The 14,274-nt window shown below is 45.2% G+C and carries 13 protein-coding genes; all 13 read left to right on the top strand.

Annotated features, from left to right (window positions below):
* The first annotated feature begins 144 nt into the window (after positions 1 to 144).
* The 13 genes from WC788_04255 to WC788_04195 all read left to right on the top strand — a co-directional run bounded on the left by WC788_04255 (position 145) and on the right by WC788_04195 (position 14,273).
* On the top strand, positions 145 to 1,356 hold the full coding sequence (locus WC788_04255) for a type II secretion system F family protein (protein ID MFA6096812.1): 1,212 nt from the start codon (positions 145 to 147) through the stop codon (positions 1,354 to 1,356).
* Between the two features lie 117 nt (positions 1,357 to 1,473).
* A complete protein-coding gene (locus tag WC788_04250) occupies positions 1,474 to 1,941 on the top strand; it encodes a prepilin-type N-terminal cleavage/methylation domain-containing protein (GenBank protein MFA6096811.1) in 468 nt (155 codons plus the stop codon).
* A 24-nt stretch (positions 1,942 to 1,965) separates the two neighbouring features.
* Complete coding sequence (locus tag WC788_04245; protein ID MFA6096810.1) at positions 1,966 to 2,679, top strand: prepilin-type N-terminal cleavage/methylation domain-containing protein; 714 nt, start codon at positions 1,966 to 1,968, stop codon at positions 2,677 to 2,679.
* Positions 2,680 to 2,697: 18 nt separating this feature from the next.
* Complete coding sequence (locus tag WC788_04240) at positions 2,698 to 3,285, top strand: hypothetical protein (GenBank protein MFA6096809.1); 588 nt, start codon at positions 2,698 to 2,700, stop codon at positions 3,283 to 3,285.
* 15 nt (positions 3,286 to 3,300) lie between these two features.
* Positions 3,301 to 4,272 (top strand): serine hydrolase, encoded by a 972-nt coding sequence (locus tag WC788_04235; GenBank protein ID MFA6096808.1) that lies wholly within the window; start codon positions 3,301 to 3,303, stop codon positions 4,270 to 4,272.
* The gene (locus WC788_04230) at positions 4,256 to 7,873 is read left to right on the top strand and encodes an IPT/TIG domain-containing protein (protein ID MFA6096807.1); all 3,618 of its coding nucleotides are present in this window, start codon (positions 4,256 to 4,258) and stop codon (positions 7,871 to 7,873) included. Before WC788_04235 ends, WC788_04230 begins: the two co-directional genes overlap by 17 nt.
* 9 nt (positions 7,874 to 7,882) lie before the next feature.
* Complete coding sequence (locus tag WC788_04225; protein MFA6096806.1) at positions 7,883 to 9,160, top strand: hypothetical protein; 1,278 nt, start codon at positions 7,883 to 7,885, stop codon at positions 9,158 to 9,160.
* Positions 9,161 to 9,487: 327 nt separating this feature from the next.
* A complete protein-coding gene (locus WC788_04220) occupies positions 9,488 to 10,069 on the top strand; it encodes a hypothetical protein (protein ID MFA6096805.1) in 582 nt (193 codons plus the stop codon).
* On the top strand, positions 10,066 to 10,485 hold the full coding sequence (locus WC788_04215) for a hypothetical protein (protein MFA6096804.1): 420 nt from the start codon (positions 10,066 to 10,068) through the stop codon (positions 10,483 to 10,485). Before WC788_04220 ends, WC788_04215 begins: the two co-directional genes overlap by 4 nt.
* A 12-nt stretch (positions 10,486 to 10,497) precedes the next feature.
* Positions 10,498 to 11,973, top strand: a complete 1,476-nt coding sequence (gene pilM, locus WC788_04210) for a pilus assembly protein PilM (GenBank protein MFA6096803.1) — start codon at positions 10,498 to 10,500, stop codon at positions 11,971 to 11,973.
* Positions 11,974 to 11,976: 3 nt separating this feature from the next.
* Positions 11,977 to 12,507 (top strand): type 4a pilus biogenesis protein PilO, encoded by a 531-nt coding sequence (gene pilO, locus WC788_04205; protein MFA6096802.1) that lies wholly within the window; start codon positions 11,977 to 11,979, stop codon positions 12,505 to 12,507.
* A 9-nt stretch (positions 12,508 to 12,516) separates the two neighbouring features.
* On the top strand, positions 12,517 to 12,738 hold the full coding sequence (locus WC788_04200; GenBank protein ID MFA6096801.1) for a hypothetical protein: 222 nt from the start codon (positions 12,517 to 12,519) through the stop codon (positions 12,736 to 12,738).
* A 122-nt stretch (positions 12,739 to 12,860) separates the two neighbouring features.
* Positions 12,861 to 14,273 carry an NAD(P)/FAD-dependent oxidoreductase gene (locus tag WC788_04195; GenBank protein MFA6096800.1) on the top strand — a complete coding sequence of 471 codons (1,413 nt, stop codon included), beginning with the start codon at positions 12,861 to 12,863 and terminating at the stop codon, positions 14,271 to 14,273.
* The last annotated feature ends 1 nt before the right edge of the window (position 14,274 follow it).

Raw genomic sequence — 14,274 nt, 5'->3', positions numbered from 1 at the left:
AATAATCAGATGCTCGTACTTTGTTCATTCGGTGATTGAAACTTGTTTGGCGTTTGTTTCCCGGTCATCAGTTATTAAATGCAAACTTTTATCATTTTGATCTGTCATTTTACATTTTGATTTTTTATTTTTGAATTTACTTCAATGTCCACATTCATATATACCGCGGTAAACAGCAAGGGAAAGATAACCAACGGGGAGACAGAGGCTCAGAACAAGGATATCGCCCTCGGCTATCTCAACCGTCAGAATCTGACGGTCGTCTCCATAAAAGAAAAGCAGAATCCCATGGGAAGGCTTTCGCTTTTTGGTCATTCGGCGCCGTCTGCAGTCGACAAGCTCATGCTCACGAAACATCTTTCCATAATAATCAAAGCCGGCCTCAGCCTAAAGGAAGGGCTGGACACACTTCTTAATGACGCAAGAAAAAAGATCCTCATCAGGATCCTCACTGAAGCGAAATCAAACCTGGAAAAAGGACAGCCGCTGTCCTATACTTTCAAAAAATATCCGAATTTCTTTTCAAAAGTATTCATCGCGATCCTCGAATCCGGAGAAGTGTCCGGAACCTTGGAAAGATCTCTTGATTATCTCGGGATCCAGATCGAAAAGGATTATAAGATGAGGCAGAAGGTTAAAAATGCGATGATATATCCGGCGATCCTTGTTCTGGCATCCCTCGGCGTCATAACGATCCTCATGGTCCTTGTGATCCCCCGGCTGACCAAGGTCTTTTTTCAGAACAACCTGAATCTTCCATGGAGCACAAAATTCATAATGAGCGTCAGCGATTTTCTGGGAAAGAATATCCTTGTCATCATAATTGCGCTTATTGCATCCGTTGCAACATTCATGCTTGTCAAGAACCGGCCTTCATTCCAGTTTTTCAGTTCATCGCTGATGCTGAGGACGCCCGTCGTTTCGGACCTTTATAGGAAAATAGTGCTGGCGAGATTCACGCGGACATTGGGGATCCTTCTTTCAAGCGGAGTCAGCATCCTCAAGGCCATTGACATATCAAGCGAAGTCCTCGGATACAACCGATATCGCAACGACTTCAAGGAGATCAACACCGAGATCAGCCAGGGATCATCGCTGGGAATGTCACTGCGAAGAAGAAAGAAGGATTTCCCCTACCTCGTGATAAACATGGTTTCAGTGGGAGAAAAAACCGGAAAACTGGATTCGGTCCTGAAAGATCTTGCCGCTTTTTATGAGGAAGAAGTTGATAACGGACTCAAGAATGTCATCTCCCTGATAGAACCTCTGCTCATCCTTGTGATGGGGCTGATCGTCGGAGGCATCGCGTTCTCGATCATCGTTCCCATATATCAGATCGTCGGGACGGTGGGATGAATCGGTACATAGTATATGGTATGTGATATATGGTATTAGAATTTATACTAGATGCCAGATACTGGATACTAGATACTAACTGTTTGATTCCATATATTAATGCTAAATACAAAATACTTGATACTTGATACTGAGCATGGTTTCAGCCTGATCGAGCTTCTGATATCGATCGCCATCCTTGCTGTTTTTGCTTCCGGAATTTCGCTCTGGCTGGGAGGGTATAAAAAATCGGCAGACCTCGATTCTTCTTCAAGGATAATCATCAGCTTGCTCCGGAGCGCTCAGGCGAAAGCCCTAAGCGGAAACGAAGCAAAGAATTGGGGAGTTTCATTTGATGCGGCAAGCGGCAAGATCTCGACGTTCAGCGATGACGGCACGACAAAAACCACGGTCAAGGAAGATTATCTGCCGAACACCCTGAAGATCAATGCCGATTCGCTTTTGGGCGGATGTAATGAGATCATTTTCTCGCGGCCCAATGCAGAAACAACGCGCGACTGCACTATCAGGATAGAGGACTTCGCAGATACCAGCTTGTATATAGATATATCCATAAGAACTTCCGGATTTGTCGGCATGCCTTAAATCAGAGATAATTCAGGAAATAAAGTGAAATTAAATTCAAAAGGCCAGCTTTTAATAGAAATGCTCGTTGCCATAATGGTGGTTGCGATTATCGTGATCGCGGTCTCAAACCTCTTTTTCGTGAACATGAAAGAAGGAAAGTTCACGGAAAGCAGATTTGATGCGTTGATGCTCGCCCAAGAAGGCATGGAAGCTGTCAAATCCATAAGCGAAAGCTCCTGGCACAGCATTTATCTTCCTCCGGACGGAAACGGCAGCAAGAACAACAAGGGCGAAAGTTTCGTTTATTGCTTGAAGAATGACGCATCCTCCTGGCTGCTCACCGACGTCGCGTCCGATTGCGATATCACGCTTAACAACAAGGTCTATACGAGAAAGATAATCATCGACAACGTCAATCGCGACAACGGAAACATCTCGATATCATCCGGGTCCGAAGATCCGTCAACGCAGAAAATAAAGATAGTAATATCCTATGCCGACGGGAAAGACGCTATTCTGGAACAATATGTCACACGATGGAAGAACAGGATAATGAAACAGGACGGCTGGGGATCCCCCGCTCCCGCCGATCAGGCCGGATGCGAGGCGCTTTCGGGAACATGGAACGCCGCATTGTCCGTTTGCACCGCAGGATTGGATAACCCCGCAAATGAGAATGGATGGGATTCCTATAGCGACCTGGATAATGGCAGCGGTAAACTGGACACCGGTGCGGGCTCGCTGAAATTTAAATAACCTTCTAATAAAAAGAATATGAAATATGGTAAAGCTTTATCAGGTCTTGCGATCATCCTCGCATTCCTCACGGGTCTTGCGCTTGGCTATACGCTGAAACCAGGACCCCTATCCGGAACAAAGACCATCAATCTGCAAAACGATGTTCCTTCTGAAAAAAATGACAATAAATTGATCGAACGAGAAACAGTTCAGGCCGACCTTACGGCGAAAGAAGCTCTGCGGCTTGCAGATCAGGATGCCCTGGCCTGGTCAGAAGATTCATATCTTTCCGAGATCACCCTTTTTTCCAAAAAGTTCACGGCCGAAGGAAAGTCCAATGGCTGGAAATTCGTTTTCTATTCACAGGCGAAGAACATGCTCTATGAGATCGTCGTTAAAGACGGAGAATCGCGGGGCGGAGAAGAAAAAGAATCGGTGAAAGCTCTTCAGACACTGAAAGGAGAATTTGTGGATTCTACGCTTGTCGCAAAAACATTCTTCTCGACTTATCCGGAAAATCCTGAGATCACAAGCCTATCGATGCATTATGATGCTGGAGCTAAAAAATTCATCTGGACGATCTTCTTTCCAAAAGGCAGCCATACGGTTAATGCGGAAATTTAGTTAATTATATATTTTATGAAAGAAATCGGGAACAAGAAAAACAATGATAAAAATATAACTGTAATCGCATTAGGGATTTTGACGGCGATTTTGACGATAACAAACTTGTGGACATTTTTCGTTTATGCGCCGGATGAAACGAATATTTCGAAAGAGTCTGCGAGCGGAAAATTCGAATTTCTTGATCCCGCCAGGAAACTAATTGATAAACAAGACTTGATAATCAATGTACAGCCGCTCCGCGAATACTTAGACGAAAAATATAAAAAAGATTTGAATGTTTCGATCTATTTTGAGTATTTGCCGACAGGTGCCAGTATCGCAACAAACAAAGACGCCGAATTCTATCCGGCAAGCTTACTGAAAGTTCCAGCGGCTATGGCCGTTGCAAAAAAAATAGAAAAAGGCGAATGGAAATGGACCAACAAGCTGGTGCTCATGTCTTCGGATAGGGATGATAAATTCGGATCATTGCACAAAGAATCTACCGGATCGACATTCACCATAGAAGAACTCGTAAGACGTTCTCTTGCCGATTCTGACAACACGGCACACTTTATCCTGGTTAGGAATTTGGAAACGGAGGAAATCGACGATGTGTATGAGCACATGGGATTGAAAGGTTTTCTCTCTACGAACGGCAATCTTAGCGCCAAAAGATATTCGGTTATTTTTAGAACGCTGTATAATTCCTCCTATTTATCCGACGAGAATTCGCAAAAACTGCTTAACTTCCTGTCTCAATCGCCGTTTAAAGATTATATCCAAAGCGCACTGCCCCAAGATATCATTTTTTCGCATAAAATCGGCATAGATCGGGAAAAAGAAATTTATTTGGATTCCGGACTGATATATTTTAAAAACAGGCCATACTTGCTGACCATAATGATAAGAGACAACAATGAAAAGATGGCCATGGAAAAAATGGAAGATGTTTCAGAAAAAACTTACGCCTATATAAGAGATTATCATGAAGAAAATAATTAATAAAATCCTCAGATCTTTTCTGATCTTTACAGCGATCTTGGGAATATCATTTTCCAACGGTCCTTTTTATGTTATCGATTCAGTTATCAACTCCTATCTCGCTTCGCGCGATATCGTCGATAAGGCTTTTCACATTTCAAAAGACGAGAATGTGGTCGATAAATTCAATTCATACAGAAATTTGGCCGAGGGAATAAAAGTTCAGGAAGCGCGTGCGGCAGCCGGTTATATCGGCAACTCCAACATAATTTATACTAATGGAGGCGCACCGGGCGCGATAACTCCGAACGCTTCCACCTCAGACGGCGATCTGTTGGTTTTCTACCACTATTCCCGCGCTACAGGCGGAAATGAAACCGTAAATCTCCCTGCAGGCTTTACTCCCGTTTTCAGTTCAGTAACGGTAAGTAGGGGTCTGGTTGCGGTTGGCTGGCGAATGAAGCAAGCTGGTGATGGAACATTTCAGGCAAGTATCACCAATCACACGGCAGGTAATTCCGGTGAAACCGTGATTGAATTCATTCAAACTTACAGGGGAACAGATACAATAAATCCGATCGTCAACTACACCGCCTCTCTTTCCAACTGGGCATCATCGCTTAATATCGGACCGATAGCCGCGCCGGCGATAGCCACAGTTAATGACGGAGACATGGCCGTGGTGTTTGGTGGCAGATTTGAAAATATTACCGGCCAGACCGTGCTTTCGGGAAATTCGCTTACCTGGGCGGTGCGAACTACCGCCAATACTAATTTGGGAACCGATGCCGGAGCGGTCGTGCAAACCGGATTGAATTCATCCGGCGCGAGCCAGACCATAACCGCCAAAACGATTACCACTACAGGTACCACGCAGGCCGGCGCAGGCAGAATGTTTATTATAAAAAAACAGCCTAACACTGCACCCGTACTTTCTGTCATCCAGCCCGACGGCACAAGTGACACTGTGGCTGTTGGCGATCCATACAACATCATGTATGATCTTTCCGACGCAGAAGACGCGGCTACGGTTAATTTCTATTATGACAGCGATACCAATAGCGGAAATGGATATACAGCAATTCCAACCTGTCAGAATCAAGCTGAGGGTTCCGGCGCCATTTGTTCATGGGACACGACAGGGATTACTCCCGGAAATTATTATATTTATGGGATCGCCACTGATGGCGTCAACCCTGATGTCAGCGATTATTCTCCAGGCATGATTACGATCAATGCGGCGGTGATGGATGCAACCTCCGTTTCTTATGAGATCGGCGGTGATGGAGCGCGAAGCGGCTATAGCGCCATCATAACCGGCTCCAATTTTGGGACGGTGCTGGCAGGCTCCAGGGCAAACTGTGCGGGAGGCGCAGGAACGGGATGCGTGAGATTTATCGTGGGTGGCAATGCCACAGTGACTGACGCCGATGTAACCGCCTGGTCAAACTCGTCCATTACATTTGCGGTTAATGCCAATCTCGCCTCATACGGAGGACTGGTTTCCCTGCAAGTAGTCAGCGCAGGAGCTCCCGACAGCACGCCTTTGGATTTTTATATTTACCCGAATATCAGTTCCGCACCGGCAAACGGACAGATCGGCTCGAATATCGTAATCTCCGGCGATCATTTTGGAACAAGCACCGGCAGCGTGACTGTAATCAATAATTCTGCCGCACTGATCGGAGGTTGGAGTGAAACTAGTCTGACAGTTCGAATTCCCGGACAGCAGGGAGTTGGTGTCACGACCGGCAAAATCCAGCTAACTCGTTCAGACGCAAAAACCAGTAATCAATATCCGGCAGGAAATTTTACTATTGACCCTCCGCTCATAACCAGCTCCTCTTCATCTCCGGTTACAAGCGGACAGACAGGTGTCGTCATACATTTCAATGGTTTCGGGATCGATTCTGACACAATGCCCACCGACACGAGACCGGTTTTCCGGCTGAAGAAAACGGGTCAAACTTCCATTCAGGGAGACAATGTCGGAGCTGCCTATGGCGTTACAACCGCATATCAGAATGTGTACGCAACATTTGACTTATCCAGCGCCATCGACGGAGCATGGGACCTCGAGCTTACAAACATGGACGGATTTGTAAGCACCTGCGGGGGATGCCTTACTGTAAATCCGAACGGACCAAGTATTACAGGAATCTCTCCCGCAAATGGATTTGATTTTGAACTACTGTCGGGCATTTCAATAAATGGAAATAATTTTGACTTAAGTCCTACTATAAAACTTACCATGGCAGGAGAAACCGATCTAACACCTTCCACTCCCTTTACAAGAGTAAGTGCCGCACTTTTGAACGGAGGAGCTTTTGATTTTACAGAAATAAAAGTCGGCACATGGACTGTCGTCGTAACTAATCCCTCTAGCGGCCTATCGGGAAGCTACAGCAGCTTAACCATAAATTCGGCAATCTCAAACATTTTTCAGTTCGCAGCCAACACTGATCTTGCCCAACCCCCGACCTTGGACATTGCGGAAGGAGGAGGGCTCGGGAATCAATCATCGGCGTATTTCAGACTGGATATGGATTCCAACAAGACATCGGGGGAAACGATCACGCCAGAATTTGAAATGCAGCCGATAGGAATAAGCTTTCAGTGCATACTCCCGAATTGTCCTGAACGGACCTCCGGATTCTTTGTTCAGGGATCGTTCCCCTATTCCGGAATAATGATCAGAGACTTCCTGAACGTAAGCGGTATAACCGCAGCAAATGACGGGAATTATCATTGGCATATAAGACTGACGAATTCAGCCGGAAAGATCGGCCCATGGACCGAATTCGGAACCGCGCCTCAGGCGACAAACACGGACCTCTATCTCGACAACACTCCCCCTCTCCTTGCAGGAGTCTGCCCGGCATCGAATATTTCCGATACATCCGCTATGATCGATTGGAATACGAACGACGCCAATCCTCCGGGAGAAGAAGATTTCGCCACAGCTCAAGTCGAATATAAGATCGGTACAGATGCCGAAACATGGTCCATTCCCGGAAACTTTTCTCCGGCGATCCCGAATCCCAGAGCAGGCGGAATTCATATGATCAGCCTTTCAAATCTTTCGCCCGGATCGGGTTATGTGTTAAGGGCCCGTTCGAAAGACTTTTTTGGAAACGAAGGCTTTTCTGCAAACTGCACTTTCGCCACCGGAGCCGCCATGCCCATAAAGACCGTTGAGATGTTTATTGCCCAGGAGCAAGGGTCTGTTGTGGAAACAGCCAGATCATTTAATTTTTCTGTTACCATCCCCGAAAACCCGAATAACACCGTATCCCTGAGATCCGCAATGATAGAACTGAATGGCGTGTCCGGAGCCTCTGCGTCCGATCAGACCATAAACGTGGGATTCCTGCGCGGAAATCAGCCCTCAGGGCCTGCAGGAGACAATTTCACGATCGAGTCTTCTTCCTCAGGACCCACACCGTTCACGATCCTTTTTGACGCATTGAATGTTCAGGGCAACGGACAGGAGAATATGCAGGACCTCACAACCTCAGGCCCCGCCGGAAGCAAGAATTATACCTTGTTCCTGAAAGGTACAACCACACCGACTTATGTCCTGAACGCAAAATTGATCTTAACGTATTCCTACACCCCCTAATTCGATCAGATGAAAAAGCGCAATAAAATTATTTTGATGTTTTTGATCTTGCCGCTGACAACGCTATTTTTTTCATATTCAAAAAAACTGAATGCGCTTACGGTTTCCAAGACAGTGACTTTTTTTGCCGCACAAGATAATGCCGTTCAAACGGCAGGAACCCCCTATTCTTCCGCATTCAGTGTTACGATCCCGGAAAATGCAGTCACGATCAAGACAGCTCACATCGAGATTAGCGGAATTTCATATAATACCTCAGGATCTCAGAGCATCACAACAGACCTTCAGGGCGGAATAGCTTCTGATCCAAAAACATATATGATCGACCTTTCGACCAAAGCACAAGAATTCAATATAAACTACGATGCAACATCCATAATTTTCAATACAACCGCTGCCTATACCCTGAATCTGACGGGAAGCGCAACCGGGGGTAATTTCTCCATATTTTCCGCAAAACTGATCCTGACCTATGAATACGACAGCGTTCAAAGCACTCTTCTCAAGACAACGGAATTCTTTGTCGGACAGGAAAACAGCAAAACTGCCGCAAACGGAGTGATCACCAAAAATTTTTCGATCTCGGCTCCCGAAACAAATCCCGTTTTGAGAAGCGCGATTGTCGAGATTGGCGGCGTCTTCAAAGGCTCCGGTGCCGGCACGGTTCAGGCAGGTCTCTATAATTCGGGCGCTTCAGTGAACTATAAAAAGTCTTATGCGATCGATCTTGGTCCGCAAAGCACGACAAAATTCATGATAAGATATGATGCCTTATCCGACATGGACATCGTCAACAATAAAGATTATACATTTCACTTCACTTCCGATAAACCGGTCAGCTCCTGGAGCGCCCGTCTTTATCTGACTTACGAACACGCGGAACAAGGCACATATCCGATAACCGGATACTCGATATCCTCGACCTTCGACACGGGATCCGCAAAAGGCGCCGCATATAATTCGATAATGTGGATTGGGCTTTTGAACGGCGGGGGCGTCAGACTCCAGCTCGCAACATCGAATTGCCCGAACGGAAAAACAAATCCTCCTGCCTGTGACGACAGCGGCAATTGGGCATACCTCGGACCCGATCAGGGGTTGGGATGTCTGGACACGACATACTACGAGAACGCATCCGGCGCCCCTCAGGAGATCAAGTGCTATGACGATCACAACAACAAAAAATATTTCCGATACAAGATCATCCTATGCTCGGATCCGAGCTGCGCCATAAGCGGATCGAACAATCCGCAAGTTGACAGCGTTGTCGTGAATTGGGCACCCTGAAACAAATGTAAATTTTAAATAAAAAATGAAAATGACAACTCGGATTTCAAACTTTAGGAAAGTCTGAAAAACAGTCAGAATGTAACATTTTGTAAAATAAAGTTTAGCTTAAATAGTGGATTCCTGCTTTCACAGGAATGACAAAATGGAGTTTTTCAGAGGTTCCTTTATTGATTCAGATCTGTTTTTGGCCTGAAGACAAAAACACCATAATTTTTATCTTTGATTTTTTCATTTTACATTCCTGGAATAATTTTCAATTAATCAATATTCATTGAAAATTGGAAATTGGAAATTGGAAATTGAGAATTGTAAATTATAAGTATTATGTCCGATAAAACTATAAAAAATAAGTATAGCGGTGGATTCTCCCTCCTCGAACTCCTCATCTACATGGGGCTTTTGGCGGGAGTCATGATGGTCATTGCCAATGTTTTTTCCATCTTTGCCATCAACTCCGGATCAAGCGAGGCAAGAACCGAGGTCCAGCAAAATCTTCAATTCGCCATGCAGAATATCGTTAATGGCACAAGAGGCCAGGAAGGAGCCGATTCCGTCAATATAAATCCGAATGGAGACATTTTGGATATCGTATCGAATTCAGGCGAGATACTGCTCCGATTTGATGCGCAAAACGGAACGCTCAAAAGAACTTTGGGTGTTTTGGGAGCGAACTGCCTGGCATCGGGCGAGTGCAAGATCGATTGCGCCACCCCCGACCCCGACTGCACGCCTCAGGACCTTCTAAGCTCGAAAGTCACTCTTTCCGCATCAAATCCTCCGAATGATCCGACCTTCAAAAACATAGCCGGCTCTATTCAAATTAAGCTGAATATAAGCTATAATGATAACGGAAGACGTGATTATGTATATCGACAAACAAGCCAGACAACTGTTTTACCAAAATGACCAAATTTATATCAAACAAAACCGCATTGCATGATAAGGGAGCAATCGCGCTTCCGACTGTTCTGATACTTGCTGCCGCACTGCTTGCGATCGGACTGGCAATGAACTTGGCAAGCTATAATAAGATCGAGATAATCAGGAACAACGAAAATGCGCTTAACGCCTACTATATCGCGGAAGCAGGAATAAGAGATGCGCTGGAAAAGGTCGCACGGGACAAGAACTATAATACCGGCTATACGTTGCAGCTGAATAATGGCACAGCGACCATTGATTTTGACAGCTCCCCCCCCCCGAATCAGATCATAATAACCAGTACCGGACTTTTTGATAATAACACAAAAAAAATTCAAGCATCTTTTGATATGGACAGCAACGGCAGACTGACGCTGCTATCCAAAAAAGAGATATTCTAACAAAACAAAACGATGAACCTGATAAAACTCCTTGTTCCAAAAGAAAAGATCGTAGGGATCGATATAAGCAGCGAGAAACTGAGGATGTTTTATTTGCAGCAGGACGCTTATGGCAATATCTCCATCAAGGGAAGATCCGAGGTTGAGCTCGATGACGGCATAATCGCCTCAGGAGAGATCACGGACAAGAAAAAACTGGTTGTGGCGCTGGAGAAGCTGAAAAAAACGTTCGCTCCGAAAAAACTTCTTTCAAACTTCGCAGTGGTCACGATCCCGCCCAACAGGATATACAGCAAGATCCTGGAATTCCCGAAGATCCTCGACAGCGAACAGCTTCTCGAAGCGATCACCACGAACGCATCCGACAGCTTTCCATTCCCGCTGTCTTCATGCTATTTTGACTGGGAGATTGTCGGCGAGATCAACGGCAAAAAACAGGTCCTTGTTTCTTTGGCAAAAAAAACATTGATCGATGCATATATCGAAGCGTTGAAGGCGAGTTCATTCGAACTTATCGCGCTCGAAACATACTTCCTCAGCCTGGAAAGAGTGATTGATCTGCCGGAGTCCCCTATTGCCCTGATACATCTCACGGACGAGGGCATAAGCAGCACGATATATCAAAACAAGCGGCCCTATTTCAGCCAATTTGAAACATGGCGGGAAGCATCAGCTGGAAAACCCATAAAAAACCTGAACGATCTCAAAACTGTAATTAAAGCGAAGATCGTCACACTCTCTCTGTATTTCGAAAGCAAGAACGGATCCATCGGCATAGAAAAAGCGCTTATTGTCAGCCAGGGTTTCAATACAGACGCCCTGATCAAAAAGATAGGGAAGATCCAGATCCCCATTGAAAAAACGAGTATCAAGATCAAATCCCTTGAAAACAGCGACTGGCTTCCTGTTGCAGGCGCCGCCGCAAGAGCTTTCATACCCAGAAGCGACGACACCATAATAAGCCTTCTCCCTGTCGGGACCGAAAGCCTGTACGAAACCCAAAAAGCCATATCTTTTTCGAAATCAATACTTTTCTTTATATCGTCCTTATCGGTCTTCTACGTTTCAATATTCATAGCATTCTTTATATTCATAACATCGCTTGAAGCCGGCCTCACAAATCAGCTGAATGTAAAGAACAGTGTCCCGATATCCGCAGAATACCTCAAAATGGAAACTGACACAAAAGAGTTTAACGGATACATTTCCGATATCAGCAGCATCAGATCCCTGTCGCAAACTGATCACTCCGAACTGATCGGAAAGATAAACAGGCTCGCAACGACCGGAATATCCTTTTCGAACATCAGCATAAACGACCTGGCAAAAACGATAAACATATCCGGAATATCATCATCCAGGGAAGGATACAAGTATTTCAAGAATACTGTAGCCGCTTCTGATGATTTTTTTAACGCTTCTCTGTCTTCATCGGATATTGCGAAAAAAAGCGACATAAATTTCAATCTTACGATGTATATAAAATAACATATGCCGATATCCAAGCCAATCATAAAGATCTCAGCTTTCGTCATTATTGCGGCCATTTCCTCCACGCTCGCGCTTTTTGTAATGAAAGACAAAATATCCGCAGAGGTCAACCAGATCTCCCAAAGGCGCAACATGGTTATTTCTCTCGATAAACGGGAAAGCAATTTTGTTAATCTGAAAAAGGACTATGCGATAGTAAGCGATGGCCTTCCAAAAGCAAGAAGTCTGTTTCCGGGAATAGACGATATGGATGATCTCATTGACAGGATTGATAAACTGTCCCTCGAGCTTGGGGGAAGCAATACGATCAAATTCGATAATAACCCCGAATCTTTCAGCCCGAATACGAACAAACTTAATTTCACGGTAATTTTTTCGGGAAAGAAGGAATTCTTTTCTAGGTTTACCGATGGTTTTTCCAAGCTTCCACATCTTACGAAAATAAACAGGATCGAGATCAGAAATTCTCAGGACACCGATGCCGCTCCCGACCTGATGACGATCGGAGCTTCGATATTTTTAAAAAAGTAACGCCCGGACATGATCAGCAGCAAGATAAAAAATAACATATACGCGCTCATAAGCCTTTCGATCATTATGATCACGATCGTCAGCTTTGTTCTGATAACCGGATTTCTTGTGGACATGAACGATTCTGTGTTCAATATCAGCGATAGCGGCGCTGGCAATAACAGCGTTACCCTCGACATTAATGGATATGACAGGATCAAGGACACACTTGCTACAGGCAATGACAATTGATCTTTTTAGCATGTTTCGGAGCGGGCTGAATGCTTGCTCTTTTTTTTAATTAATATATAATTAGGTCGGCTAATGGCTCTTTGTGGGGTTATTATGCTCATTAAAAATCGAGGTGAATATAAATGGAAGATAAATTCGACGTAATAATAGTCGGTGCGGGCCCGGGAGGCATCTTTGCAGCAAACGAGCTTGCTGAAAAATGCAGAGTCCTTGTCATAGACATGGGGCCTGACATAAATGAACGTAAGTGTATCATGAAAAACAACGGCAATCTGTGCGCGAAATGCCGCATCTGCAACATTATGAGCGGAGCGGGGGGAAGCGGTACATTCTCCGACGGCACTCTCAATTTGAGGCCCGATATCGGAGGAGACCTGGCAAAGCAGACAGGAAGCGAGATATACGCAAACACCCTCGTGGATCTTGTCGACACAATCTTTGTGAAATATGGCGCGCCGGACCGTCTGTTCATTCCGAAAGGAAAAGAAGTTGAGGACCTGAAGCGCAAAGCCGCGTCGTTCGGAGCTAAATTCATAGAGATCAAACAGAGACATATCGGCTCGGATCAGGCGCCCGTCGTCATAAAACATTTCATCGAAGACTTGAAGAGAAGAGGCGTGATCTTCAAATTCAACACGGGCGTGGCCGACATAATTGTGAAAAAAAAGACCTGTGAAGGCGTCATCATCAAAGAAAAAACAGCGGGAAACAGGGCAAGGAGGATCAGAATAAGGTCCAAATATGTCATCATTGCACCGGGAAGGATCGGAGCATCTTGGACCGAAGAGATCATAAACAAGCATTCCCTTAAGGCAAAATATTCCCCTGCGGATGTCGGCGTCAGGGTTGAAGTTCAGGCCGTGACCATGGACCCGATCACAAAAATAAATCACGACCCGAAATTCCACATTCGGACAAAAACATTCGACGACTTCGTCAGGACCTTTTGCACGAATGAGAAAGGATTTGTCGTAAAGGAAGAATACAACGACCTTGTGGCGACGAACGGCCATTCGATGACAAATCAGGTCTCCGAGAACACGAATTTCGCCTTCCTCGTCCACGTCGAACTGACCGAACCAATAGAGAATACTCTGAAATATGCGCGCTCGATCGCAAAACTGGCAAATACTATCGGCGGTAAAAAACCGATAATCCAGAAACTGGGCGATCTCAAAAAAGGAAGAAGGAGCACTGCAAAAAGGATCGAGGACAATCACGTAAGAAATACGCTGAAAGACGTTACTCCCGGAGATATCTCCATGGCGCTTCCGCATCGTATCGTAACCGATATAAAAGAAGGGCTCGAGATATTGAACGAGATCATACCCGGCGTGGCCGCAGATTCAACGCTTCTGTACGCGCCTGAGGTTAAGTTCTATTCGATGGAAGTGATAGTCGACACAAACATGGAGACATCCATAAATAATCTTTTTGCCGCAGGAGATGGAGCTGGTCTATCAAGGGATATAGTCAATGCATCCGCTACGGGCATCATTGCAGCAAGAGGAATAATAAAAAAACAGGGATTTTGAC

This window comes from Candidatus Paceibacterota bacterium (assembly GCA_041661265.1).
Taxonomy (GTDB): domain Bacteria; phylum Patescibacteriota; class Minisyncoccia; order JAHIHE01; family JAGLIN01; genus JBAZUT01.
Note: the sequence above shows the minus strand (reverse complement) of the source record. Positions and strands in the feature narration are given on the sequence as shown.

Bases quoted from the DNA above. Each gene is read 5' to 3' on its own strand.
- WC788_04195 (MFA6096800.1), top strand. From the start codon at position 12,861: ATGGAAGATAAATTCGACGTAATAATAGTCGGTGCGGGCCCGGGAGGC.
- WC788_04220 (MFA6096805.1), top strand. From the start codon at position 9,488: ATGTCCGATAAAACTATAAAAAATAAGTATAGCGGTGGATTCTCCCTC.
- WC788_04200 (MFA6096801.1), top strand. From the start codon at position 12,517: ATGATCAGCAGCAAGATAAAAAATAACATATACGCGCTCATAAGCCTT.
- pilO (MFA6096802.1), top strand. From the start codon at position 11,977: ATGCCGATATCCAAGCCAATCATAAAGATCTCAGCTTTCGTCATTATT.
- pilM (MFA6096803.1), top strand. From the start codon at position 10,498: ATGAACCTGATAAAACTCCTTGTTCCAAAAGAAAAGATCGTAGGGATC.
- WC788_04230 (MFA6096807.1), top strand. From the start codon at position 4,256: ATGAAGAAAATAATTAATAAAATCCTCAGATCTTTTCTGATCTTTACA.
- WC788_04225 (MFA6096806.1), top strand. From the start codon at position 7,883: ATGAAAAAGCGCAATAAAATTATTTTGATGTTTTTGATCTTGCCGCTG.
- WC788_04255 (MFA6096812.1), top strand. From the start codon at position 145: ATGTCCACATTCATATATACCGCGGTAAACAGCAAGGGAAAGATAACC.
- WC788_04240 (MFA6096809.1), top strand. From the start codon at position 2,698: ATGAAATATGGTAAAGCTTTATCAGGTCTTGCGATCATCCTCGCATTC.
- WC788_04215 (MFA6096804.1), top strand. From the start codon at position 10,066: ATGACCAAATTTATATCAAACAAAACCGCATTGCATGATAAGGGAGCA.
- WC788_04235 (MFA6096808.1), top strand. From the start codon at position 3,301: ATGAAAGAAATCGGGAACAAGAAAAACAATGATAAAAATATAACTGTA.